This is a genomic window from Clostridium tagluense (assembly GCF_003865095.1).
Taxonomy (GTDB): domain Bacteria; phylum Bacillota; class Clostridia; order Clostridiales; family Clostridiaceae; genus Clostridium_AD; species Clostridium_AD tagluense.
This window is the reverse complement of the sequence record NZ_BHYK01000029.1, coordinates 16,687-40,469: the sequence shown is the minus strand read 5'-3', so window position 1 is coordinate 40,469 and position 23,783 is coordinate 16,687. Positions and strand designations below refer to the sequence as shown.

The 23,783-nt window shown below is 29.2% G+C and carries 24 protein-coding genes and 1 pseudogene; 5 read left to right on the top strand and 20 right to left on the bottom strand.

What is annotated here, in order from left to right:
* Nucleotides 1-7: 7 nt before the first annotated feature.
* The 8 genes from Ctaglu_RS19415 to Ctaglu_RS19380 all read right to left on the bottom strand — a co-directional run bounded on the left by Ctaglu_RS19415 (nucleotide 8) and on the right by Ctaglu_RS19380 (nucleotide 5,409).
* Entirely contained in the window at nucleotides 8-1,702 is a 1,695-nt protein-coding gene (locus Ctaglu_RS19415) for a diguanylate cyclase (protein ID WP_125004802.1), read from the bottom strand.
* Between the two features lie 68 nt (nucleotides 1,703-1,770).
* Nucleotides 1,771-1,905, bottom strand: a complete 135-nt coding sequence (locus tag Ctaglu_RS19410; RefSeq protein ID WP_125004800.1) for a cyclic lactone autoinducer peptide — start codon at nucleotides 1,903-1,905, stop codon at nucleotides 1,771-1,773.
* Between the two features lie 19 nt (nucleotides 1,906-1,924).
* Entirely contained in the window at nucleotides 1,925-2,566 is a 642-nt protein-coding gene (locus Ctaglu_RS19405; RefSeq protein WP_125004798.1) for an accessory gene regulator ArgB-like protein, read from the bottom strand.
* Entirely contained in the window at nucleotides 2,550-3,035 is a 486-nt protein-coding gene (locus Ctaglu_RS19400) for a hypothetical protein (RefSeq protein ID WP_125004796.1), read from the bottom strand. Before Ctaglu_RS19400 ends, Ctaglu_RS19405 begins: the two co-directional genes overlap by 17 nt.
* A gap of 116 nt (nucleotides 3,036-3,151) precedes the next feature.
* Nucleotides 3,152-3,700: a DUF5317 family protein gene (locus Ctaglu_RS19395; RefSeq protein WP_125004794.1), complete on the bottom strand. Its 549-nt coding sequence runs from the start codon at nucleotides 3,698-3,700 to the stop codon at nucleotides 3,152-3,154.
* A gap of 142 nt (nucleotides 3,701-3,842) precedes the next feature.
* Nucleotides 3,843-4,004, bottom strand: a complete 162-nt coding sequence (locus tag Ctaglu_RS26500) for a Fic family protein (protein WP_185732836.1) — start codon at nucleotides 4,002-4,004, stop codon at nucleotides 3,843-3,845.
* A 639-nt stretch (nucleotides 4,005-4,643) separates the two neighbouring features.
* A complete protein-coding gene (locus Ctaglu_RS19385; RefSeq protein WP_148097599.1) occupies nucleotides 4,644-5,210 on the bottom strand; it encodes a DUF8743 domain-containing protein in 567 nt (188 codons plus the stop codon).
* A 7-nt stretch (nucleotides 5,211-5,217) separates the two neighbouring features.
* The gene (locus tag Ctaglu_RS19380; RefSeq protein ID WP_148097598.1) at nucleotides 5,218-5,409 is read right to left on the bottom strand and encodes a hypothetical protein; all 192 of its coding nucleotides are present in this window, start codon (nucleotides 5,407-5,409) and stop codon (nucleotides 5,218-5,220) included.
* Nucleotides 5,410-6,020: 611 nt separating this feature from the next.
* On the opposite strand from Ctaglu_RS19380, the gene dcm reads away from it, so the two are divergent.
* Entirely contained in the window at nucleotides 6,021-7,259 is a 1,239-nt protein-coding gene (gene dcm, locus Ctaglu_RS19375; protein WP_125004788.1) for a DNA (cytosine-5-)-methyltransferase, read from the top strand.
* Between the two features lie 10 nt (nucleotides 7,260-7,269).
* On the opposite strand, the gene Ctaglu_RS19370 is transcribed toward dcm, so the two are convergent.
* The 11 genes from Ctaglu_RS19370 to Ctaglu_RS19330 all read right to left on the bottom strand — a co-directional run bounded on the left by Ctaglu_RS19370 (nucleotide 7,270) and on the right by Ctaglu_RS19330 (nucleotide 19,986).
* Nucleotides 7,270-8,691, bottom strand: a complete 1,422-nt coding sequence (locus tag Ctaglu_RS19370) for a Sau3AI family type II restriction endonuclease (protein WP_233439871.1) — start codon at nucleotides 8,689-8,691, stop codon at nucleotides 7,270-7,272.
* Nucleotides 8,692-9,333: 642 nt separating this feature from the next.
* A complete protein-coding gene (locus tag Ctaglu_RS19365) occupies nucleotides 9,334-10,191 on the bottom strand; it encodes a toll/interleukin-1 receptor domain-containing protein (RefSeq protein WP_185732833.1) in 858 nt (285 codons plus the stop codon).
* Nucleotides 10,192-10,195: 4 nt separating this feature from the next.
* On the bottom strand, nucleotides 10,196-11,977 hold the full coding sequence (locus tag Ctaglu_RS19360; RefSeq protein WP_125004781.1) for a hypothetical protein: 1,782 nt from the start codon (nucleotides 11,975-11,977) through the stop codon (nucleotides 10,196-10,198).
* 304 nt (nucleotides 11,978-12,281) lie between these two features.
* Nucleotides 12,282-12,506, bottom strand: a complete 225-nt coding sequence (locus tag Ctaglu_RS19355) for a hypothetical protein (protein WP_148097597.1) — start codon at nucleotides 12,504-12,506, stop codon at nucleotides 12,282-12,284.
* A 36-nt stretch (nucleotides 12,507-12,542) separates the two neighbouring features.
* Nucleotides 12,543-13,115, bottom strand: a complete 573-nt coding sequence (locus tag Ctaglu_RS19350; protein ID WP_267901305.1) for a metallophosphoesterase family protein — start codon at nucleotides 13,113-13,115, stop codon at nucleotides 12,543-12,545.
* A 582-nt stretch (nucleotides 13,116-13,697) separates the two neighbouring features.
* Nucleotides 13,698-14,471 carry an NERD domain-containing protein gene (locus Ctaglu_RS19345; protein WP_125004831.1) on the bottom strand — a complete coding sequence of 258 codons (774 nt, stop codon included), beginning with the start codon at nucleotides 14,469-14,471 and terminating at the stop codon, nucleotides 13,698-13,700.
* A 1,380-nt stretch (nucleotides 14,472-15,851) separates the two neighbouring features.
* Complete coding sequence (locus Ctaglu_RS25395; protein ID WP_185732831.1) at nucleotides 15,852-15,998, bottom strand: hypothetical protein; 147 nt, start codon at nucleotides 15,996-15,998, stop codon at nucleotides 15,852-15,854.
* Nucleotides 15,999-16,377: 379 nt separating this feature from the next.
* Nucleotides 16,378-17,394 (bottom strand): alpha/beta hydrolase, encoded by a 1,017-nt coding sequence (locus Ctaglu_RS19340; RefSeq protein ID WP_125004775.1) that lies wholly within the window; start codon nucleotides 17,392-17,394, stop codon nucleotides 16,378-16,380.
* Between the two features lie 276 nt (nucleotides 17,395-17,670).
* A complete protein-coding gene (locus Ctaglu_RS19335) occupies nucleotides 17,671-18,873 on the bottom strand; it encodes a MerR family transcriptional regulator (protein ID WP_125004773.1) in 1,203 nt (400 codons plus the stop codon).
* 634 nt (nucleotides 18,874-19,507) lie between these two features.
* Nucleotides 19,508-19,669, bottom strand: coding sequence for a hypothetical protein (locus Ctaglu_RS25390; RefSeq protein WP_185732830.1), 162 nt, complete (start codon nucleotides 19,667-19,669; stop codon nucleotides 19,508-19,510).
* Between the two features lie 110 nt (nucleotides 19,670-19,779).
* Nucleotides 19,780-19,986, bottom strand: a complete 207-nt coding sequence (locus tag Ctaglu_RS19330; protein WP_125004771.1) for a pepsin/retropepsin-like aspartic protease family protein — start codon at nucleotides 19,984-19,986, stop codon at nucleotides 19,780-19,782.
* Nucleotides 19,987-20,200: 214 nt separating this feature from the next.
* Here Ctaglu_RS19330 and Ctaglu_RS19325 point away from each other — a divergent pair, with 214 nt between their 5' ends.
* The 4 genes and pseudogenes from Ctaglu_RS19325 to Ctaglu_RS19315 all read left to right on the top strand — a co-directional run bounded on the left by Ctaglu_RS19325 (nucleotide 20,201) and on the right by Ctaglu_RS19315 (nucleotide 22,486).
* Nucleotides 20,201-20,548, top strand: coding sequence for a hypothetical protein (locus tag Ctaglu_RS19325; RefSeq protein WP_125004769.1), 348 nt, complete (start codon nucleotides 20,201-20,203; stop codon nucleotides 20,546-20,548).
* A gap of 20 nt (nucleotides 20,549-20,568) precedes the next feature.
* The gene (locus Ctaglu_RS25385; protein ID WP_185732828.1) at nucleotides 20,569-20,706 is read left to right on the top strand and encodes a hypothetical protein; all 138 of its coding nucleotides are present in this window, start codon (nucleotides 20,569-20,571) and stop codon (nucleotides 20,704-20,706) included.
* A gap of 190 nt (nucleotides 20,707-20,896) precedes the next feature.
* Nucleotides 20,897-21,958 (top strand): annotated as a pseudogene (locus Ctaglu_RS19320) (IS1595 family transposase).
* 207 nt (nucleotides 21,959-22,165) lie between these two features.
* Nucleotides 22,166-22,486 (top strand): hypothetical protein, encoded by a 321-nt coding sequence (locus tag Ctaglu_RS19315; protein WP_125004767.1) that lies wholly within the window; start codon nucleotides 22,166-22,168, stop codon nucleotides 22,484-22,486.
* Nucleotides 22,487-22,661: 175 nt separating this feature from the next.
* On the opposite strand, the gene splB is transcribed toward Ctaglu_RS19315, so the two are convergent.
* Nucleotides 22,662-23,684 carry a spore photoproduct lyase gene (gene splB, locus Ctaglu_RS19310; protein ID WP_125004828.1) on the bottom strand — a complete coding sequence of 341 codons (1,023 nt, stop codon included), beginning with the start codon at nucleotides 23,682-23,684 and terminating at the stop codon, nucleotides 22,662-22,664.
* Between the last annotated feature and the right edge of the window lie 99 nt (nucleotides 23,685-23,783).

Here is a 23,783-nt window from a genome sequence, read left to right as displayed (position 1 = left end):
ACATTTTTTAGGGATTTATAATACCAAGTCCATTTTTACTTTCCATAATAACCTGGATAAAGGAATCAACGATATCTTTATCGAACTGAGTACCACTGCATCTCTTAATCTCATCAACAGCTTCTTGATAAGTTTTTCTTTTATTGTAAGGTCTGCTAGACGTCATAGCATCAAAACTGTCCACTACTGTTAAGATCCTCACAAGATAAGGTATATTATCTCCATATAAATTATCAGGATATCCTTTGCCATCATATCTTTCATGATGATGTAATATTAGAGGAGCAATTTCCTTTAGTGATTCAACCGATTTTATAATCTCTACTCCATTTACTGAATGTTGTTTCATTATTTCCCATTCTTCCGTGGTTAATGGCATATTTTTATTTAATATTTCCTTTGGAATATTTATTTTTCCAATGTCATGCATATAAGCACCATATATTAATTCTTTTTTATTTTTCTCATTTAATTCAAGTTTATCCGCTAGTAGCCGGCTATAAATAACTACCCTCTCAACATGACCATATGTGTATTTATCCTTAGCATTAATAACGCTTATGAGAGTTTTTATTGATGTAATAATATCTATATGTTCATCTTCTGTATCAATTTTTAATTCATCTAATATAGAATTATAACTTTCTACCCTATTTTTATCAAAAAACTTTGCTCTATAAAGTGCATCATCCGCACTTTTAAAAAGTTCAATAGAATTTTTAGCTTTTTCTGGATAAATTGATATTCCTATGGAGACAGTCACTTTACCATTTGGCTGGTTTTCTTCGCCAATAAAATAAGTTTTTTCTATCTTACTTCTTAATTCTTCTGCAAGCTTTATAGCTTCTGCCTCAGATGTATTTGGAAGAATTATTGCAAATTCTTCTCCACCATATCTTGACACTACATCGCCTTTTCTAAAACTATTCTTTAGTATAAACCCAATTGTTCTAAGAACTTCATCACCCATTTGATGTCCATTAAGATCGTTGTAAATTTTAAAATAATCTATATCTAATAACATCATCGAAACTAAACTATTTTCTTTTGAGCTTATTTCCATTATTTCCCCTAAAGCATCATAAAAAAACCTATGATTATAAAGTCCTGTGAGTCCATCTTCATTTGCTAGCCCCTCAAGTTTTCTTATATACTCATTTTCAAGCTTTACATAAAATCCCAATGGCCATGCAGTGAGAATGAAAACTCCAGCTAAAATTAAATCATTTTCAAAGTACTTATTAACTTGTACATTAGGTACACCCATAATAAGGTCTAATGCTAATATAAAAGCTGAAGAAATAAATGCAACTATCATTCCTTGCTTCATACCTTGTTGCAAGGTTGAGGTTATTATAATAAATAAAAATAAAAATTTACAATCACTTGTATTTTTACCCGAATAAAATATAACAATAATAAAAAATACAATAAATGCAATATTTTCGATTAATTGTACAATGTTAATATATTTATAACTTATTTTTTCAACATTTGAAAATGACCATATAAAATATATTGACAATAATATTAATATTACTACCAAAAATGAAATAAAACTATAACTAGTAACTTCTTCTATGCTAGTACCATTGAAGAAATGTCGCAGAAATGCTATTCCTGAAAATAATAATGAAACTAATTTTACTATTGATACTATTTCGCCAATTTTTCTCTGCTTGTCATCTTTTAAATTACCCATATTATCCCTACCTCATTAAATTAAATATAACAAATAAAAAAGGTCAGTTAACTGACCTCATCTACTTATTATTTTTCTCTTAGGCATTTTGGTTCTTCAGGCTGATAAGAAGCCCAAAAACATGCTGAAGAAGCTACAGAAGTTGCTACAAGAGTTGTTACTACTGCAATTAAAGTAAATAAATGTTTTTTTACAAATTTCATACTATTTTACCCCCATTTCTTAATATATATGATTTAAAAAGGTATCTACTTTGCCTACTAATAAGTGGCCTAAGGTCGTAAGTGTAAATCCTTGCCATAATATACCAGAATATAAGCATAAAGCATAAAAAATAAGTTTACTTTCACCACTACCCAAATACAACAGGATAAAAACTAATGCTATAATTAAATATATACTTAAAAGTATTATAGATCCTCTCTTCATCCGCTTTCTTTTTTCTTCTTTTACTATAGGTTTTGAAGCGCTATCCACTGGTGCTAATTTATAAATTATGTAGTAGGCCCATATAAAAGTCATAACTCCCAGTATTATGATTAATTTCAAATTAACCACCGAGCTTATTAAAAACGATATTAATAGTGCTTGTCCTACACATACAATTGTGCCTATGTAAGTACAATTTCCTGGCGAACTTGCATGAACCCCTCCAGAATACTTTCTGAGAAAAGCCGCTGTAAAAGAGATTATTAGAGCTTCAAAAGCTACATGAAACAACAATCCAAATAGAAATACAAAAATTGTAGAAACAAACATCTGCATTAAAGCAAAAGTTCCATAGGCAATTACCTCTCTATTATCCTGATCAAGAGATAACTCTAATGCTACTTTATTAGCAATATTATTAGATAGTTTCTCCATTTATTACCTCATTCAACTTTTTTCTTCTAGCTAAATAGAAGTAATATGTAAATACTGTAGCTGCAAAAATAACCAATGATGGAATGCCATATAATATTTTTTCTGACGTATTAGATAACATATTAATCACATTTACTTTAAATATATATTTAATTATAATCATATTAATTCCTTCACAAATAAATAATAGAATCAATGCCATAATGCTTGATCGTATGGATTTAATTATAACAATTTTATTTAAAAAAGCAGTTAATACAATAATTATTATAATATTAAGAATAGTATGTACCCCATATTGAATTGGTAATGACCTTATTAAATAAACCGAAATACCATAAAGTATACTTGATATTATATATCTTTTTACATTAATAACAGTCTTAGAAAACGCATAAACTGCGAAAATAACTAAAAACGATTCTGGCAGAGCTCTTAAATACACTTCTAATAACGACAATTTCAACATCTTTTATTCCTCTCCTAACAATCCTATGAATATCTTTCCATTTATCATTGATGTTACAAAATAGGGTATATTCATTAATATAATTAAATCAATTTAGATACTGTTCATGTAAGGTTTCATCCTATTATCTTTGTTTTATTAATGACTTTTATTGTATTAAATATAATGATAAATGAAAAAACTCTTATACATATATCTCCAATGCTCATAACACAGTATCCCACATCAATTATATCTGTTAAAAATTTAAGTTTAGTTACTGAACTTCCTAAAATGTGTATATCTTTAACCTTCATAAAAGAATCTGGCTTTGCATAACCAGTTAAGTAGGATAAGGTTGGGAATACTGGCATTTTCCCATTATTAGCTGCTATTGCTATATTATTTAAAGCACTTCCAATAATAATAAATATTGACCCTATAATTGCGCTAATATTAAGCTTATATTTGATAATCAAAATCAAAAATGTTAAAAGATAAAGATAATGAAAAATACTGGTATACTTTATAAATGTATAATTGTTATTAAATATCATAACCTCTAAAATTAAATATATTAGTATAAATATAAATACTGGGTATATTGCCCATACTTTAAAAAGTGGTCTTACTTTGTACCCTTTTATTTTCGCAAAAAAAAGTGCTAGGAGCATTGGTTCCATCATACATGTTCCTCACATTCAAAATTTTAATATTAAACTATTTCTATTTAGATATTTTCAACGCTATCCCAACTACCTTCAGAAAATGAGTATCAGCAGTAATATAATTATCGTAATAATTTCATAAAACTTAAGGGTAAGACAATTATTTCTGTTTTGGACTTGTCGGTTTAGCTGGTATTGTTAATTTTAATAAACCACCTTTAATCAAAGTGTTTAAAATGTTCTTTCTGAAATTCTCTCTATCGCTAAGTTTCATGAATTCTTGCATTTCACTTCTGCTTCTAGCTGTTTTACAAAACTTCAATTTTTTTTGGTACTATCCTCAGCTTGTTCACCAGCTTAAGGTATCAATGGAATCATCCTTCTAAAAACATCGTCTTCCATAAATTGAGATGATGCTCCTAAGTATATTTTATTGTATTTATATATATTTCTAACACCAGAACCAAGTTTATCTCTCAAATATCTTCTGTCAAATTAAAGCTAGAATACAATTTCTTTAGTGGCGTACACTTAAAATCTACTACATTTAAAGTTACACATTTTTTTAACTTGTCATAAGTATCACCTTGCTTTATCTGGATTATATGGTTACACCTATTTTTTATCATTTATAACACAACAAATCAATAAATTCATAGCAAACACAAAATATAGCATAACTAATATTGATGTTCGTAAAGGCTTATTTTTAAATCTTCGTTATAGCCCTTTATCAAGTTTAATACACCTAATGACTATCTAGTGAAGTATAAAATCACAAAAACCTTACATCTTTTATTGATGTAAGGTTTTAATGAATATACTATTATTAAATTCATGAAATTTCTAATGTATTTTCATACCTCTTGTCATTCGATTATGTGTTGATGTAGAAATTTGCATTTTCCTGAATAGTGAGGTTCTACTACTAATGCCATCGGTATAACCTTAATGGCCGGATTTACACCAATTCATCCTCAATCTCCCCAGCCTCACCTATCCTCCCATCAACTCTAACTTCCCCATGCCCAAGCATCTCAATAACTCTCCCATCTAAAACATAGCAGTCCGTTTTTCTCAGAAGTTTCAATCCCTTTTCCTTTGATATTTTCTTCAAAATTTTATAAAGTTCAATTTCATCCCTATTTTTAAGTTTAAGCTCATGTATATTCCCTGCATTTTCAAGTAAATAAAGTGTGGTATATGTAATGAGCTGCGTTCCATATTCCACAGGTTTAATATTATTAATTTTAGTTAGTTCTTCTAATTCAAACCTTAAATATTCTTCATCTTCATTACCTCTTTTAATTGGAATCTCGCTACACATATAACGTTTATATCTTTTAACTTCTTTTAATTTGCCATAAAAATTTATGCCGCTACCTTCACTAAAGGATTTTTTAGATTCATAAAAAGCTAAATACGCAACACCTAGCCTAAGATTAGATAATCTACTTGCGGGTATATGGTAAAATTTATTTTTAACATAAGCTTTCAAATGCTCTTCATCTTTCACATTAACCAACATAACATTTTCAAGCTTCCATTCTATGCATAAATAAAAACAACTTGGCTTTGAAATATTCAAATACCTTTTGCCCAGAATCTTTCATCTTAGGATGTATCACTGAATCGTACCCAGTCTTGCCTTCAGTTGCTATATACATTTGACCCACATAATTCTCTAAATCAAACTTTATAGATTCTATAGTATTTATTTTTCTCATACCCTTCTTCATAGAAATTATTATACTTAAATATGAAATATTTTACAATTAATATGCTATTATTATAACATATACTTTTACTAAGTAATAAGGCCAAGGAGTAATCATATAATGGAATTTAAAACCGAAAAAGATTTATTAAAGTATACTAAAAATATCATTGGAAAACATTCAAAGAACTTGATACACTCAACCTTTTATCTAAAGGAATTAAGGATAAGGGCGTTTTAGGTAAGGTTGTTGAAACTAGTTTTTATAAGCATCCTCTTAATAATAATAATAATAATAATGCAAAAGCAGATTTTCCTAATCAATTCAGAAAAGAGATTTACTTTTGTTACCATTTCCAAATTCTTTTCAAAATCAGGTTTTAGAAATAGCTCCTAAATGCTGCAAAAACGCTAATGCTTATAATACTTTTTTTGATAATGATACTACAAAAACTTGTTTTATGCTTTCCAAAGATTTTCTATTTTCAAAGCTACATAAATAATTTCTAAGCATGTAACTAATTAAAATCTATAGGTTTTTATTTTTTATTTTACAATTTGATCTTCACATAATGTTATAAGTGTAGTATAATTTATAAGTCTAACAAAGGAGGTCATAATGTGAATAAAACTATATGTGAATTATTTGCTGGTGTAGGTGGCTTTAGAGTGGGTTTTGAAAAATCCTGCGAAGACTGGATTACTGTGTGGGCAAATCAATGGGAACCAAATAAAAAAACTCAACATGCCTTTGAATGTTATAAAACTCATTTTGAAGAACATAGTGGAATTAACGAGTATAGTAATACCGATATTTCTAAGGTACCAACAGATATGATTCCAGAACATTCTGTACTGGTTGGTGGCTTTCCCTGTCAGGATTACTCAGTCGCTTCTACTGGCGCTTTAGGTATACATGGTAAAAAAGGTATCCTATGGTGGGAAATTGAAAGAATACTAAAAGAGAAAACACCTCCATTTGTTTTACTTGAAAATGTTGATAGACTTTTAAAATCACCAACTTCTCAACGTGGTCGTGATTTTGGTATAATACTCGCTTGTTTAAATAATTTAGGATATTATGTTGAATGGAGAGTAATAAATGCTGCTGAATACGGATTCCAACAACGTAGAAGACGCACATTCATATTTGCAGCTCATAAAAGCACTAATTATTATATTACAGGAGAAAAAGATGTTAAATCTATATTGCAGTCTGAGGGCTTCTTTAGCTCAACATTTAATGTTAGTGATTTTACCGAAGAAGAAATTTCTCATAAAGAGATGAATTGTTTATATCCTTCAGATATATTAGATATTTTAGATATATCTAATAATTTTGAGTTTGAGTTTAGTAACTCAGGTGTTTGCTTTGATGGTAGAATATCTACAGTTAAAACTACACCAAATAATTTAATAAAAAATCCACCATTAACATTATTTAATTTACTTGAAAAATCAGTTGATGAAAGATACTACCTTTCAGAAGAAGATTTCGAAAAATGGCACTTCATGAAGGGTGGAAAAGCAATAGAACGAACTTCTAAAACGGGACATAAATATACTTTTAGAGAGGGCGCTTTATCATTCCCTGATTCTATTGATAAACCTGCAAGAACTATGCTTACTAGCGAAGCAAGCAAAAATCGTAGTACCCATGTTGTAGCAGATTTAACTACTAAGAAATTACGTCTGTTAACGCCTATTGAGTGCGAAAAAATCAATGGATTCCCCGCTGATTGGACCAATACAGGCATGCCTCATTCATTTAGATATTTCTGTATGGGTAACGCTTTAGTTGTGGATATAGTCACATTACTGGCTAAAACCCTACATAATATTATAGAAAAAGAAGACTAGATTTTAATTTCTAGCCTTCTTTTTCTATTTGCTCTTTTATATAACTTGCATTTAGCCAAAAGCATTTTTTTCTTTCATAACTCCCTTGAGGCGTTAACATAACATCATTACTATCTTTTCCTTTAGGTCTTATATGTGCAATTTGCTTGTCACTTATTTTAATAAAGCTGTTATACTCTCCACCTAATATTTTATCCACAGTATTTTCCCATACATAGTGCATACTACCTTCTAAATCTGCTATTGGCATATTCCAAAACATAATATTATCTACTAACATTTCATCTAAACTTAATTCTGACTGTTTCTCAAAGTTTTTTGTGGCTTTAAATATAATCCATAGATGCTTTTTATTCTCGAATTTATCCCTAATAGATGATTCTTCCCATATTTCAGTATTAATATCACAATAATCTATTTGTTCAAATGACATAGACTCCTTCGGCATTCCACTAGGTTTAAGAAGTATTGTTTTAACTTCAATATTAGCCTTTTTAAATTCTTCTAAATTATCTAATTTATCACCAAAAGTTTTTTTACAAATGTCATCTACAATTAGTCTATTAAAATTTTTAGCTTTTCTCTCTCTTATAATATCATATTTGCTGATAATTTTTGCTAGCGAAGATCCTTGTAAATCTTTAAATAAATTAAGTATAACTTCATCAAAAGATATATCTTTAAATGTAGCACTGATAGCTTTTGCATTTTCTTTTGTAAAATATACTTCTCTTTGTAAAAGCTCTTCTATTATAGAATCAACATATGATCTTTTTAATGAAAATGCTCTTTGCGGTGCTAATATTTCTGAAAATGGCTGAGATCTTTTACTTTTTGCTGCTGTACTTCCCTTAGTGCATGCACCTAAGTACATTGTATCTCCCTCTGAAATTTCATGAGCCTTTCCAGCATTAATTTTATTAATAATTATTTCCCAATCTTTTTTAATTACTAGAAAATCTTCTTCTGAAGGACTCCAAACATTAATTATCTTAAATATTAATTCTTCAATAGGTTTATCCTTTTCATTAAGGTAAAACATCAGTAATAGTTGTCCACATTTATCAAATAAGGAATTACTACTCCATTGTTCTTTATGAATTTCCATAAAATTTATTATTGATAAAACAACTCTCTCCTTAGCTGAAATACCTTGTTTTTCTCTTAAGGAATCAGAATTTTCTTTAGGTTTTATTTCCTTTAATGGCGCAACTTTAAGTTCTATTCCAGCTCCTTTAAAATCAGCTTCCTTTCTGGAATTAACTTTATATCCAAAATACTCTTCTTCTATAACTTGTCCTAATCTACCTTTTGAATCTTTATTATTGAATCTATGAATAAAATCAAGACCTAAAACACTAGATAAGTTTTTATCTAATAATAGTCTTGCATAGTCCTCAATTGATTCTTTATTACTTGGATTGTAATCCATTGTCACACCTCTAACTTATATTTTTCCAATATGTAAATACAGCTCTCTTAAAAATAACTTAATAGCCTCTAATACTTTAATGTTGCCTTGCTTTAAATAAAGCTAAATATTCTATGATTTAAATTCAACAAATTATTCTAGTTAATTCTAGTTAATTCTAGTTAATTCTAGTTAATTCTACTAATGTCTAATTTATTTATAATGTTTTAAATTTTTATTAATAACTATACAAATCCCTACATAGCAAGTAACACCACTATTGAATTAAATGACTATGCTGTATTTTATAACTGAAAACTCCCCCATATTATAATCGAAAATTTCCCCCACCCTTATATCAATTGATAGCACATGTGGATTGCCATTGACATTGAGCCTCTGTGCATATGGTTATAGGCCATTAACCAACCCATTGCAAACAATTGCTTAGCAATAGCTATAGGCTACCACATGCACTCTCAATGTAAATGGTACGCTTCGCCAACCCACACTAAAATTCTCAATTGCAAATTAGGTGGGGGAATAATTCAACTATAAAGTGGGGGAGTTTTCAACTAGTATATACAAATGTTAAGTTTTGAGCCACCATACTCACATGGGTACTCAATTTCCCCCTATTTTGGGAACGCTTTCTAGGTATTTCTATTTATGTTTGCATAGACCTTCTACAGTATCACAGTATTTTTTATAAACTTCCATCCAATCCATTTCATCAATTGACAAGTCAAACTGATTTAAAATATTGTTTTTGAATTCTATAACTCTTTTTGTATTATCCATTGTAAATCCTATCTTTCTAGGGTCTATTGCCCCTCCAGAAAATTTAGTGTTACTAAATTGAAAACCCGGTATTCCAATTATCGTATACTGATTTTGAACAATCCACGCTGCTCCCATTTCATTTAAACAAGCAACACTGTCATAATAATTATCAGATAACAAGTAAAGAATATAGACACCATTTGTAATTTGTTTTTTTAAATATTCAAAAATATTATCATCCAAAGGTATACCATAATCATCATCGCTGGTAAATACAATTTGATCTCTTTTTAATCCTAATCCTCGTAAGAGTTGAACAATTGCTTTGCCGAAATGGCTGTCTTCCGAAGAATGACTTATAAAAATCTTATTTGCTTTTCTAACTTGTTGAATATTTTCTCCCATATTATTTCCTCCTACTTCTTGTTCACTTTCGTCTAGCCCGAAATCTTTAATTTCCTCTATGCATGTTTCGATTAAACCCATTGCATCTTCTAATCCCCTCATATATACACGTTGAAAACTTTCCTCTGGAGTACTTAATGAAAACACACTCAAGCTATATCTAATTCCATCAAATTCTTTTAAATGCAAACTTCCATTACTAAATACCTTTTCGATTATTAATCTTGTCCTTCTTTTCCATTTATCAAATTGAGGACTTCTTCTCTTATCTGGAAGATTAACAATTGCTTCCTTTTGCTCCAGCAAAAATTTAATACTTTCTTCGCTATTCATATTGTTATTTCCCCCTATAGTATCTATATGGTGAGTTATTACCATCTAATCTTTCTCTTTTTATTAAATTCTCTTTTTCCACTTTTTCAGCAAACTTCGCTACTTTAATTTTATTACAGCCTACTATTTCTGAAACATCCCTAGCTAATATAGCATCATTTACTGTTCTACTTCTAATCGTACCTATAATCTTTCTTTCCATTTCCGTAAATGTCTGATTTCCCTCATCTATTCCATCAATCTTTACTAACATATGTCTATCTCTAAGGCAAAACTCTAAATAAGTATTTAATTGAGGTAAAAAAAGTTGTTCTTGAGTATATTCCGTATCACATTGTGGACATCTATACTCCTTCCTAGTATTTGTAAAATACACATCATATTTTTTCATAATATCGTTATAAACAAATCTCTGTTGCCTATAAACATCTCTGTCTAAGCCAAACCCAATATTATATTTATTTATGAATGCAAGATCTATCATATATAAGCTTAAATTTGTTTCACCTTTTACAGATGTTTCATCTTTCTTCAATAAATGAATCAGATAGTTTTCAGTTAAATACTTAAAATGACTATCTCTAAATCCACCTACCAGAAACATACTAGCAAACTTTTTAGAATTTACTTTTCTTTCTTGTCTCGCTCTAGTTAATATTTCTTCAAATATATCATCATAAAGCTTAGGAATTACTGGTCCTACATTTCCTGAAAAAAATCCATAATAACTATCCCCTGCACTTTTTATTCCAAACATTAAGTCATCATTAGATATTTTGATTCTCTTTTTAGCTTGTGCCTGTGCCCAAGCCTCTTTAAGGATAATTCCTATAGTCCTTGGGATTCCTATCGAAGCTCTTGTTAATAGACTAATAGATTGTGAATAATCGTTAAAAATACTACTTATATCTGTTTCGCATCCAAATACATTTAATCTTTCCTGTACGATATTACTTGTGAACTTTTCCAACCTATTAAACGCATCATTTAATCCGTTTGATCTCTCAATAAATTTATATAGGTCTAGAGATATTTCATAGAAATCTCTTTGTAATCTAATTTCCCCTAAATCATAATTATCTGTTATTGCACATACTTTAAAATATATGCCCCGTCTCGTTCCTCTTAGTCTTTTTAATAGATTGCCTAATATTTTTTGATTTGTACTGCTTAATTCTGAATACTCATCAACAAAAATATATATAGCTGTTGCATTGGATAATTCTTTTATCAAAGCAATTTTATCTAAAAATTCACCTAATGTATACTTCCACTTTTTTGTATAGGTAACATCTTTTTTTATAAGTTCATCTAATTGATCCATATACTCTCTGATGTTAAAAAGCTTTGACTTATCTTCATCTTCTTCAACCGATGATATAATATAAGGCCATAATAAGTTAATATATTTTCTAAACGCTCTTACTAACTCATATGTAAAATACTCCTCAAAAATTATATCTTCATCTATTTTTTGGGTTAATATTTCACATTTACTTAAGTCAATGAATATAGGTAATATGTTTTTCTTATATATTTTCTTACCTTTGTCCCAACTATTAATGCACTCTGCAAATGCCCTATAAATAAGCGTACTCTTTCCTGTCCCTCTTCTTCCTATAATAAAGTTATCTTCTTCTTGCATTATATTGTTAACGTAGTTAAATGGATCAATATAATATTTTTCTAATCTTTTTATATCTTCATTACTTTCAAGCGATATACTATCTGTTGTCTTCATTGAAGAAAATGCATCCATAACTTTTTCACTTAAAAACTTCACCATGTTAAGTCTCCTTTAATTACAAACATATACATTTTATATAGTTACATGCATTGTTTAATATATTATATACAAGGGTACGTTTTTAGTAAAAATAAAACTTACTTTGTACTTATACGTTCCACACAATACTTCCCAATACTTCCTAACATACCAATATTCTAGAAAAAAACTTAAATTCCTTCATTAAAAAGTTTTTTATTATCTAAATTGATATATTTCATCCTCTATGTTTCTCAAGTCTAACAGTTTTATATCCTTCACACTTCATTTTTAGCAACAAAAATTGAAAATCCATTTCCAATGTTTAATCTTGTTTTGCCAGATGCTTCACACCCACTGTACCTGCAACTACGTGGATAATATGCATATAAACATTATCTTTATGTACTCTATCTTCATATTCGCATCTACTACAAACTATTAATTCAGGCACTAATTCTAAGATTTTATCTGCATAAGATAAAATCTCATCTCCATTGTTATTAAGAAGTATATTAGTAAGTTCGTCTCTATCAACCATATAAACCATATGAATTTCCCCTTTTTCCATACTGAAATTGTATTTTTATAATATTACCTTCTCATATTTTACAGTTTCTAAATTTACAACCCAACCTCTTGTTGTAATTTTATCACAAGCAACGCTTACAACAAATGTATTATGTAATTTTTTAAAACCAAAAGCATCATGCACATGTCCACAGAAAAAATATGCAGGCTTTTTTTCCTTTATCATATCTCTAATAGTTCCGCTGCCATAATAAACTCCATTATTAGCTTTGTCTAAACATTTATATGGTGGGATATGTGATATAATAATGCTTTTATTGTCTATATTAAGCTTAGATATCCTGTGCATCATATCTTGTTCATTTCCTTCACGCTTTGTTCCATACATAGGGAAATTAATATACTCTATAGATACGAAATCATTAAAAGCTTCTGTATTACAATAAGGTAAGTAATTTGTATCCGTCTTATCAACATTAAAAACATCATGGTTACTCAAAATAAATAAAACCTCTTTATTTAATTGTTGCAACATCTCAATATTTTTTTTATAATCGTAGTATTGCATATCTTCAAGCTCATTAAAAGAAGTAACTACATAATCTGCTGTTATATCTCCACATAAAATTACGCAATCTATTATGTCACGACCTCGATGGACGTAACAATAACTAGCAGTTATTGTTTGCTATTTCTTATATTACATAACTTTTCAGTAATTTCTCCTAGAATTTATTATTAAGGTTCCACTCACATTGCAAGTGGCTAATTTAAAAACCTATTAACTATTTTCGAATTCCATTTTCTAACTAACATCAGAAGCAACAAAAATTGAAAATTCATTTCCAATTTTTAAAAGGTGACAGTCACCTTTCAGATATTGGTAGTGAAGCGTACACTATCTCTTCTGAATCATCCCAACTTTTTCAAAAATATATTCATTAAAATAATAAATTTAACCGATTTAATCCCTAACCGTATATCCTTTGTTTTGTTGCTTATATCACATATTTTTTCCGTTTCAAAATACAATTTTTCTCTATGAACTAATAGCAAGGCTGCCCGTTGGTCCCCCAATGACCCCTAGGGATAAGCTAAATATGTCGAATAGAAAGATGGTCCCCTCTAACACCTCCGAGGTCCAGAAAATTACCAATTCAAATATTCCATTACAAAAAACTAAAAAAGGTGTTTTAAATGAAGCTGTCTGTTATTTTTCGATAAACCTACATTTAGGAAAATTGCTGCATCCTTTAAATTGACCATACTTTCCATTTCTTAATACCAATAGTCCTCCACATTTAGGGCAGATACCACTATTTATTTTGATACGCTTTTCAGCTAAAGTATTTTCAGCTAAAGTATTATGAATTGCTTTTACATGTGTTTTTCTAGTTTCTTTACTATCAACATTTAACGAAAGAAGCTTTGTATATATTTCTTCTTTGACTAAATCACTAATATTCTCTACATTATATTTCTTTATTGTCTTCGGTAATTTAATAGTGTACACGACATCTGTTTTAGCGGTTACTTTTAACTCCGCCTTTGTTGTAAAAGCTACTATTGAAATGTAATTTATATCTTGATATTCCTTTAAAATCTCTTTCAAAGCTTGTATATGTCCATAATTCTGTTTTATTGGATTATGTAGTTTTTCTTTACGCTTATAAATTACCTGCTTCCAATTTTCATCAAATTCATTCCCAATAACCCAACCTTTATAATTCTTAGTTTCTATAACAAAAATACCATAGTTAGATACTATTACATGATCTATCTGTGTTGTTTTATTTTCTATTTGCAACATTATATTATTAATTAATTTGTACTTTGTTTTATCAAGACCAGATAAGATAAAAGCAACAGATTTCTCACCAGTAAAGCCTTTGATTCTAGGCATGAAAACTTCTAATACACCTAATGCAATAACTATTACCCATAGAAACCAAAGCTTTGTTATCATTTCATATAATATTTCCATATACTCTCCTTTTTTCATTCTTTCTTATATAATCTTTTAAGCTCCCACAAACTATATTTCTACATTAATTTCCAATTTCCTCTATATAGAGTAACATTTTTGTCAACAAATTCTAATTAATTATTTTAATCAACTAGCGAAAGCCTACCCCCTAGATTCCTCTATGAAATAAACTTTAACATTTATATATATTTTATTTTTAGTAACAAACTAATCCGTGCAGAAATACAGAATCCCTTTGTATATTGTAAATAAGGAAGAAGATCATAAAATTGGAGGATTATAATCAATTGAAGAATATTGAAACTTATACCACCCGGCCAACTAAAGAGGATATTAAAAACTTAGAGAAAGATTTTAAATACGTACATTAAGCACAAAAATAAAACAGAGAGGTGATCTTATGTATACATGCAATCATTGTAAAGTTAAATTTAAAAATGAGCCTTATATATGTTCTAATAATAAAAAATATTGCAGCTTTAAGTGCGTTCCAGAATCCGCAATTGATTAGCAAATATAAACTTCCAGTTTATGTCATGACATTGGGGGACGTAACAATAACTTGAAGTTATTGTTTGCTACTATCTTGTTTTGATTTTTTTACAGTATATTTTATTTTGTATTCTTTGTAATTAAGCTTCTTTAAGAAATAATTGAGATAGGTGGGGTAATGAGGAAACTTGAAGTGTGTTAGAAGATTAATGATATAGTTCAATTGCCTATTTACAGCATAAAAGAGTTTTTATAAGAGAATCTATGGGACAGTGTGGACAGTATCTTTTAGGTTGTCCCGCACCTTGTCCCAGCACACAAAGCCCTATAAAATAAGGGTTTGGAGCTCCTTTGGGACAAGTGGGACAAGAATTCTCTATAGAAGTATGTAAATTAGGTAGAATAACAAGGGTAGGTGTGCCTAATACGTATATCCGCGTAAGACATTCTTGTCCACCTTGTCCCTAATATGTATTAAAACCTAGTAAACAAGCCATTTATATGCTGGACAAGTGGACAAGTTAAAAGTATTGATAAGCTTTAGCTTTATCTAAATATCCTATTATCCAGTTCATCTATTCTATTTCAACCTCAATATCATCAAGGTCACTTTTCCATTAAGTACAGTAAAAACATTTTTTATATCCTTCTTTAATGTTCTAACTGCAAAATAAAAAAGCACCTATGCATGAAGACAACGGGTTCGTTTTTGAAGTGCATATGTAGTAATTAGCACATCAAACAGCACGTATCTTAACAATAGAATAAGCAGAAGGCTATGTTAAGCTCTTAACTGAACTTAATTAGAATTTAATAAAATCTAATATCAAATTAACTAACAACTTTATTCTTTAAATCTACTTTATATCTTTAGTGCGTTACTTTTTATCTTGCGCGGGTTAACGTAAATTTAGTTTTAATTCCATACTCTTTTGCCATTATCTTTTCTAATGTGCATGAGATACGCTCAAAAACTTTCGTCTCTTCTTCCCGTGTAATATTAGGTCTAACTATTGTCACTGTTGCTGGCATATTATCACCTCTATATTTTGTATGAACGTTTGTATTTTTTCTTTTCCATTGAAAATTCTAATTTCATATGTCAGTAATGTATTCACTTTTCTCTCCTTTCTTTTTTATAATGCGATAATTTTAGATGTAATATTTAATAAGGCTGCTCTTATATCTTCATAAGTTGCCAGTTTCTGCTTAAGTATTTCAATTTCTCTTTCAGATTTTTTCTTTAGCTTATTAAAAAGTATAACCAAATTTGTATTTTCATAATTTTGTGATGAGTCTTTGAATCATCTTAGCTTGGTGTACATTACAATAACTAGAAGTTATTGTTTGCTATCTAACCATATCTCTATATATTCAAGTTACCGAAAGTCCTCATTATTTGTAAGATATGTTAGTTTGAGAATTTCTTAATAAGCCACTCAGCAAATTTTTCTTTTTCTTCAAATTGTGGATAATGCGCTGATTCCCAATATAGTATAAATTCTTTTTCAGGTGATGTAATAGAATCAAAATAATTCTTTGCGGCTTTTGATGAAGCCTTATAATCATACTGTCCCATATGGAAGTAACATGGTATCTCAAGTTTTTTAACAAGACTTGGCAAAGGATTCTGAAGTAAGTCACCAATCATAACCTCACTTTTTTTCACGCCTAAATTAAGACGAACTCTGTCAAGTAAATTGTATTCCCGATTTGTAAGATAGCCTTTGGTATAAAGGCCATCCTCATCAATAAGGCGTGAACCACCACCATATTTTCCTATGTAATTACGTGGAACGAAAATATCTCCCTTTTCAACTTGGCTTCTTATTTTTTCAAGGTTTGCAATATCGTCTTTATTTGCTGCTTTGTTTGCCTCTTCAATGCAATAATTTAAAGAATCTGTTTCACTTTCATTAAAATTTGATACTTGTCCAATTCCGATGTAGGCAATATAATTTTCTGGTGCTTTTGCAGCAGCCACCATTCCAATATAAGATCCAAAGGAATGACCAGCTAACAGCACCTTATCCTTTCCAAATCTTTTACGAATATATCTAGTTAGTGCTATTAAGTCATCTGCGAGTAATTCTGGAGATAAATTTGAGTAGTCCTCAAAAAAATGATATGATTTGCCAGTTCCACGTTGGTCGTAGTGAACTATGGTGAATTTCTGCTCCAAAATATCTTGATACTTTCTTACATATGGAATTTCCGAACACCCTGGCCCACCATGTACAAAAACTAAAATAGGGTTATTCTTATCTACACCTCGTATCATAAGTTGATGTTTAGCGCCGTTTATTGAAACTTGCTCATATACCCTAACACTATTTTTGCCCTTAATAGTAGGTGTCCAAGTTGGGAAAAGTGCCCCTGTCAATATTAAGCCAAGTATTAGTATTACTAAGATAAAGTAAATTTCCATCTGATAACCTCCCTAAAATATAATCCTGAAGCGGTAGTTTTCAATACATACAATTCAAGTGCAAAAGCTTATATTGCGCTCCCAAATAATGAAACAAGCTTTGCGCAGGAAAAAATCAACAAAATAGATAATTCTTTTTTATTAATTGAATCTTTAGAAAATATCTTAAACATAGAAAACACCCCCTATCTATATTTTAGATAAGGGGCTTTACACCACGTCAATAGCTTAATTTACTTAATTTTTCATTTTTTTAAATAAAACATGGTGTAAAGGCTACCTTTTTGCATATACAATATATGAAGAAATTCCTTCATTGCACTTAAAATAATTTTCATATTTACCGCCCTTAGATATTGATTTAGATGTTTTTTCATCGATTATATTGTATTGTAAATTTAAAATATTATTTTTTATACTTTTTAAAATAAAATTTTTCCTTACTTTTTCTATAATGCTGCTGTCAATGCTAAAATTATTGAATGTAATGTATGCAGCAATCATAATCAACTTTCTTTTTAAAGACTTATCAATTAAATTTAGCAAAAACTCTTCATGTTCGAATGAGTAATTACTTGTACCATTAAAATCTATCAAAACATCAACTAAATTATCTTTTAATGGCATTTTCAAAAAATCGCAACATAAAAATATCACTCTTTTGTTGTACTCAGATTTTTGAAGCATTGACTTTAAAAATTTATGCCTATTCAAATCATTATCTACTGCAATATATAAGGAATCATCCGGTAAATCAGTATATATACTCCTTAGAAAGAAACCTGCACCAGAACCTATCTCCAATATAATTTTATTATTTAATTTCTCAAATTGTATTTTTTTATTCATATACTCAAGCCCAGAGTAAACATTATCTAGGTATTCTGAATCAGTTGAATTAACATAATCTACTATATCTAAATTAGTTTCAGATTGTACGCTTCCAACTAGTAAAATTCCATCTTCAATTTTATAATCTTCACCACAAGTACATTTAAGTTTGCCTTCCATCACCTGATTATTTGTAATAATTCCATCAGAAAGTATCAACTCTTTTCCACATTTCAGGCAGCTGAATAGTTTTAAAGCTTCAATATCTATACCAATTTTAAAATTATCCATACATTTTATTTTAGATAGATCCTCTATCGTTTCTTCTAATTTATCTCTAAACCTTTCCAATTCTTTAATTTTACTAGAAAGTTCAATTTTCTTGTTACAATAAATGTCCCTATAATATTCATTCTCTTGATATGTGGTAAGCTTACCAATCCTCTTAAGTACAAATATTGCTTTAATTTCATTTAGGGTAAACCCTTGACCTTTAAGTTTAATTGTTTTTTCAAGATCACTCTTGCATCTTTCATCAAAGTCATACTGTCCTCCACTTTTTTCAGGTATTATTAGCCCCAATTCTATGTAGTATCTCACTGCATCAATAGTTATATTATTTTGCATAGTGAATTTACCTATTTTCATTTTCTCCTCCTTTGATAAGTTAAAATTTTATAAAAGCTATAAGAAATATTAAAAATTAGGTAGCGCCAGCAAAAATTTATATAAAAAATCTTTATATTTACCAATTTATAACAAGCAACCCCATACAACATAATTATAAACTATATTGAGCCAAAAGAAATAGCCATCTTAGCCCTAGACGGTTATTTCAATATTATTTTGCTTTTTAAAGTCTTAATTTAAACATATATCCGTTCGTCTGCGGTATGAACTATGTGACCCACTAAGGTAACTGTGACTTGGAAAAAATATCAATTCCAATTAAGTTCTGTGGTATGTAGAAATCAGTAGCAAATTTGTTTCGCTAACGATAATTGAATTATTTCTTATATTACATAACTTTTCAGTAATTTCGCCTAGAATTTATTATTAATGTATACTTCTTTAAGCTTATCTAATTTGGGAATTATTAGAAAGTAAAAACTTTCAGTTTTTACTTTGACCTCGGGGAACGTTACAATAACTAGAAATTATTGTTTGCTATCGCTATAGATATAACTTTCTATTTTAAGACAGATTCCTATTGACCATACCTAGTTAATTTTACAAAATCTAATATTTCTTTAATAGAACCTCCATCTTTTTTCAATACTAATCATTTAAGGCGTTCTAATGTAAATTTTTTAAATGGTTCCATCTTATTAATATCAATTTTTTTATGAATCATTATTTCTTCACTTTCCTGTACTATTGTAGGACAGTATAAGTCATATTTCTTATAATCATCTTTTAATCCTACGTATGTATCGATTAACAAGCTCTAGCCTACGTCCTTCGCAAATGACCCAGAGGTGTAAAATTTTTAATTTCCAATGTTTAAATACTTCCAAATGTTTCTCTTGCTAACTGCTATTTTTTAGAAATATATTATCCTTTTAATATAATTTTATTTTCATCCACATCAATAATAACAGCTGCGCCTTTAAGAAAGTCAAGTCCTAAAAGCCCATTTACCCTATCACTCGGATCAATCTCACCAAAATTAACCTTAAACTTATTAATAGTAATATCCCCGCAAGTAACCTTATCTATCTTCTTTCTTAATGAGCTGAGCAACAAAAATTGAAAACTCATTTCCAATTTTTCAAAGGTGACAGGCACCTTTCAGATATTGGCAGTGAAGTGAATGGCAAACAATAACTTCCAGTTATTGTAATTTAATTCGAGGTCATAGTAAAAACTGGAAGTTTTTACTTTCTTCTGTGCAGAATTGAAAAAAGCCTTTGTATATTGTTAACACTGGTGTAATTCTAAAAACTCTAAAATAAATAACCATAGGAGGAATACAATGAGCGAAGTTATAAGTTTAAAATCTGGTAAGAAATTAGGTGGAAATAATTATAAGCAAAATGATGAAATAGCTAATACAAAAGGAGAATATATAGGAATGCTTCCTTTAACAGTTGCTAAGGAACTTAGGGAACTTCAAGATAATCTTAATATAGAAGAAATACAAATTAATCAACTTATTGAGGAATTTGAAGGACACTACAAACAGTATCTATACGAAATAGGAACAACCCTAAAGAAATATAACTATATAATCAACTCCTATAATCCTGAAACAAAACAATTACTAATTGGTGAAGATGGCCATATGTGGGTAGTTAATGATAGTGATTTAAATGTAAAATAATTATGGTAAGGAGGAAAAATATGAGCGATAACAATCAGGAACTATCAGAAGAAACTTTAAAAAGACTTGAGAAAATTAAACATGAAATAATTGAAAAAATGGTAAGAAGAGGCTGGGACAGAAAGAAAGCAGAGGCTCAGGCAGAAGCTTTTTCATAAGATATAGCAAGTGGCAACTGCGTTCTCACTAGGGTGACAGGGAAAGCTCCGAAAATCATAGCAAGCGGACCACTTCGTGAACCGCTTATGCTTTTTTATTTAGGCTATGTTTAATAAAGATGTTGAAAATGGATATATATTGAATAATATGGTATAATAAGACTATATGAAGGATTACGGAGGTCTTATTATGCCAAGTGTAGAGTCAGTAAAAAAAGATTTAGAGGCGTTAGGAACAACTGGACAGGAAGAAATTTTAGCCTACCTTGAAGAAGTTATTGTATTAGGTTCGTTTGCTACTGAAGTTACAAATGAAGTTAAAGAGAATAGGTTTTCCAAGGGAAAGGTCTGCCCTTGTTGTGGACACGATGAAGTATCGAGATATGGCAAGTTTAATAATAAACAAAGATATATTTGTAAGTCCTGCCGAAAGACCTTCACTGATTTTACACGTTCACCAAGATATAACAGCAAAAAAGATATTAAAAAATGGATACTATATTCTAAATGTATGATAAATGGTTATTCCATAAGAAAATGTGCTGAGGTAGTCGAAATTAGTGTACCGACCTCTTTTTACTGGAGGCATAAGTTTTTAGACGCTATCAGAGTGTATATGGGTATTGGTCATGTTGGTGGAGTTATAGAAGTTGACGAGGCATTTTTCAGGGAGTCCTTTAAATGAAATCATAAGAAAAGCACCACTTTTACAATGCCACGAGAACCTCATAGACGTGGAGTTAAGGGCAGTATGAGTAGTCCGCTTGAAAAAAGAAAAAGAGGTATATCAAAACAGCAAGTCTGTGTACTATGTGCGATTGATAGGGTAGGAAACATTGTGACAGAGTTAATCTGTAAAGGTAGAATGAAGCATACAGATTTAGAAAGACTCTTTACAGGTAGGATAGAAGATAATTCAACCCTCTGTACTGACTCACACAAGAGTTATATTAAGTTTGCCAAAAATTTGGATGTAGAACTACAACAGATTAAGCGTGATAAGCATAAGGAAGGCATATACCATATACAACACATAAATGCTTTCCATAGCAAACTAAAAGAATGGATGTATGGATTTCATAGTGTTTGCACAAAATACCTTGCTAACTATATGTATTGGTTTAAATGGTTACAGTTATTTAGCACACAGAAGGATACTGTAAAAAGCAAATATTTATTAGTTCAATCACACACATCTCATTCTGATACAAAATTAAAGGATTTTAAAATTAGAGAAGCAATTTATATATAGTTATGTTAAAAAATTGAATATTTACATTAATATACTGTATAATGAAACAAGGACATATTTATATAATATAACAAATTTAAAGAGGGGGATATTATAGGTAATTTAAAGAGAAATTTTATAATAATTTTTATCCTTTGTATAAGTGGTTTCTTTATTGGTTGTGCTAAACAAACTGTAAGTTATGAACCAACAATTAAAGATATTGCTTTGAAAACAGATTCTACGAATGTAGAAGTCATTTCTAAACAGATTATGATAAAACTTTTTAGTGAATACAAGAAAGACTCGGTAATAAAAGAATTAAAGATTACAGATTATACAATTAACAAGATAAATGATTTACAGGGTAATAGTGATAAATTTACATTTTACATTGAATACTCTTTAAAACCAGTGGATATAAACTCATATGTATTAGCGGGTAATGGAGAAATAAAAGATTCATGGATTGTAAATAAGTCTGCTTTTTTAGAAGTCCAAAAGGTTAGCGGGGAATATAAGATTAATAGCATGGGTACAAGTAAATAATTAATATTATTCATAAAATGTGTAATAAGAGACGCAATTTGGCGTCTCTTATTAATTGCTATATTATCAACATTATTCTTAAACATAGCCTTTATTTAAAGCATAGGATTTTTTAGTGCTCGTAATTGACTTACAATTAACATTTTATAATAATAAAACAACTACACTAAAATGCCTATATAATATACAAAACTTTTTTATTCTTAAATATTTCTTCTATCTCTTTTGTGAAGAATTCTTTTATTTCACTTATACTTTCCTTTTGATATACATACTTACCATATCCAAATTGTCCATATTTGAATTTACGTTCTTCATCATTCATAGGTAATTCACTTTCAGGGAATACCTCAAGTATTCTATTTTTAGCTATTGTTGTATACCTATGAGATATTACTTCAAAGGTTACTGGGAATTTTAAGTTATTTGGAAGCTTACTACTTAGTTCTAATAATAAGTCATGATACTCTTCTTTCCAACTAGGGTAAATAAATATTGGAGCAATTAAAAAACCAGTAGGATACCCTGACTCAGCTACCTTTATAGCTGCTTCTATTCTTTTGTCACGAGAAGCAGTAAAATGTTCATATTTATCTATTACAAAAGAAGTATTAATACTAAATCTTATCTCTGTATGACCATTGTGTTCTAAGTTAAGCAATGATTCTATATCATTATATTTTGTTACAAATCTAAATCTAGCGTTTAGGTTTTTCCCAAAAAAATCTATGGATTTCTGCAATGAATGTGTATAAGGTTCCACAGGTATAGGGTCAGATGTAGCCGCTCCTTCAAATATAGTTATCTCTGGTAATCTTTCATTAATATATTTCTGAGCTTGATTAAGAATATCATCTATATTAGTATGTACTTTTACAAAAGGCTTATCTCCTAACTTAGTATTTAAATAGCAGTACTCACATTGTCCCATACACCCTGATACTAAGGGAAGCTGATAGTGGGCGGATGGTTTGCATGATTGAAACTTTAAAGTCTTTTTAGTTCCAACTACTAAAGTCCTCTTACCTTCTCTATATTGAGTGAATAAATCATTACCTGGAATATGTTGTTTTAGTTTATTAGAGGTCAAATTTATTATCTCAACATTATCATTATCTTTAAACTTAGAAAAAATACTCTTACCCATTTCATAATCTAACGAATCTTTTTCAAATATAATTCTTTTAGGTATAAACATATTTTCTAATAAATAAATCACTATATATAAAGTGATTTATTATCTCCTTTCTCTGGTTTTATTTGTAATGTATGTGTTAAATTTTTACTTTTTTAAATC

Coding starts and splice junctions, on each gene's coding strand:
- Ctaglu_RS19415 (WP_125004802.1), bottom strand. CDS start 1,702: ATGGGTAATTTAAAAGATGACAAGCAGAGAAAAATTGGCGAAATAGTA.
- Ctaglu_RS19410 (WP_125004800.1), bottom strand. CDS start 1,905: ATGAAATTTGTAAAAAAACATTTATTTACTTTAATTGCAGTAGTAACA.
- Ctaglu_RS19405 (WP_125004798.1), bottom strand. CDS start 2,566: ATGGAGAAACTATCTAATAATATTGCTAATAAAGTAGCATTAGAGTTA.
- Ctaglu_RS19400 (WP_125004796.1), bottom strand. CDS start 3,035: ATGTTGAAATTGTCGTTATTAGAAGTGTATTTAAGAGCTCTGCCAGAA.
- Ctaglu_RS19395 (WP_125004794.1), bottom strand. CDS start 3,700: ATGATGGAACCAATGCTCCTAGCACTTTTTTTTGCGAAAATAAAAGGG.
- Ctaglu_RS19385 (WP_148097599.1), bottom strand. CDS start 5,210: ATGTTGGTTAATGTGAAAGATGAAGAGCATTTGAAAGCTTATGTTAAA.
- Ctaglu_RS19380 (WP_148097598.1), bottom strand. CDS start 5,409: ATGAGAAAAATAAATACTATAGAATCTATAAAGTTTGATTTAGAGAAT.
- Ctaglu_RS19370 (WP_233439871.1), bottom strand. CDS start 8,691: ATGGATTACAATCCAAGTAATAAAGAATCAATTGAGGACTATGCAAGA.
- Ctaglu_RS19365 (WP_185732833.1), bottom strand. CDS start 10,191: ATGAATAGCGAAGAAAGTATTAAATTTTTGCTGGAGCAAAAGGAAGCA.
- Ctaglu_RS19360 (WP_125004781.1), bottom strand. CDS start 11,977: ATGGTGAAGTTTTTAAGTGAAAAAGTTATGGATGCATTTTCTTCAATG.
- Ctaglu_RS19355 (WP_148097597.1), bottom strand. CDS start 12,506: ATGGTTTATATGGTTGATAGAGACGAACTTACTAATATACTTCTTAAT.
- Ctaglu_RS19345 (WP_125004831.1), bottom strand. CDS start 14,471: ATGGAAATATTATATGAAATGATAACAAAGCTTTGGTTTCTATGGGTA.
- Ctaglu_RS25395 (WP_185732831.1), bottom strand. CDS start 15,998: ATGCCAGCAACAGTGACAATAGTTAGACCTAATATTACACGGGAAGAA.
- Ctaglu_RS19340 (WP_125004775.1), bottom strand. CDS start 17,394: ATGGAAATTTACTTTATCTTAGTAATACTAATACTTGGCTTAATATTG.
- Ctaglu_RS19335 (WP_125004773.1), bottom strand. CDS start 18,873: ATGAAAATAGGTAAATTCACTATGCAAAATAATATAACTATTGATGCA.
- Ctaglu_RS19330 (WP_125004771.1), bottom strand. CDS start 19,986: ATGAGTTTTCAATTTTTGTTGCTCAGCTCATTAAGAAAGAAGATAGAT.
- Ctaglu_RS19325 (WP_125004769.1), top strand. CDS start 20,201: ATGAGCGAAGTTATAAGTTTAAAATCTGGTAAGAAATTAGGTGGAAAT.
- Ctaglu_RS25385 (WP_185732828.1), top strand. CDS start 20,569: ATGAGCGATAACAATCAGGAACTATCAGAAGAAACTTTAAAAAGACTT.
- splB (WP_125004828.1), bottom strand. CDS start 23,684: ATGTTTATACCTAAAAGAATTATATTTGAAAAAGATTCGTTAGATTAT.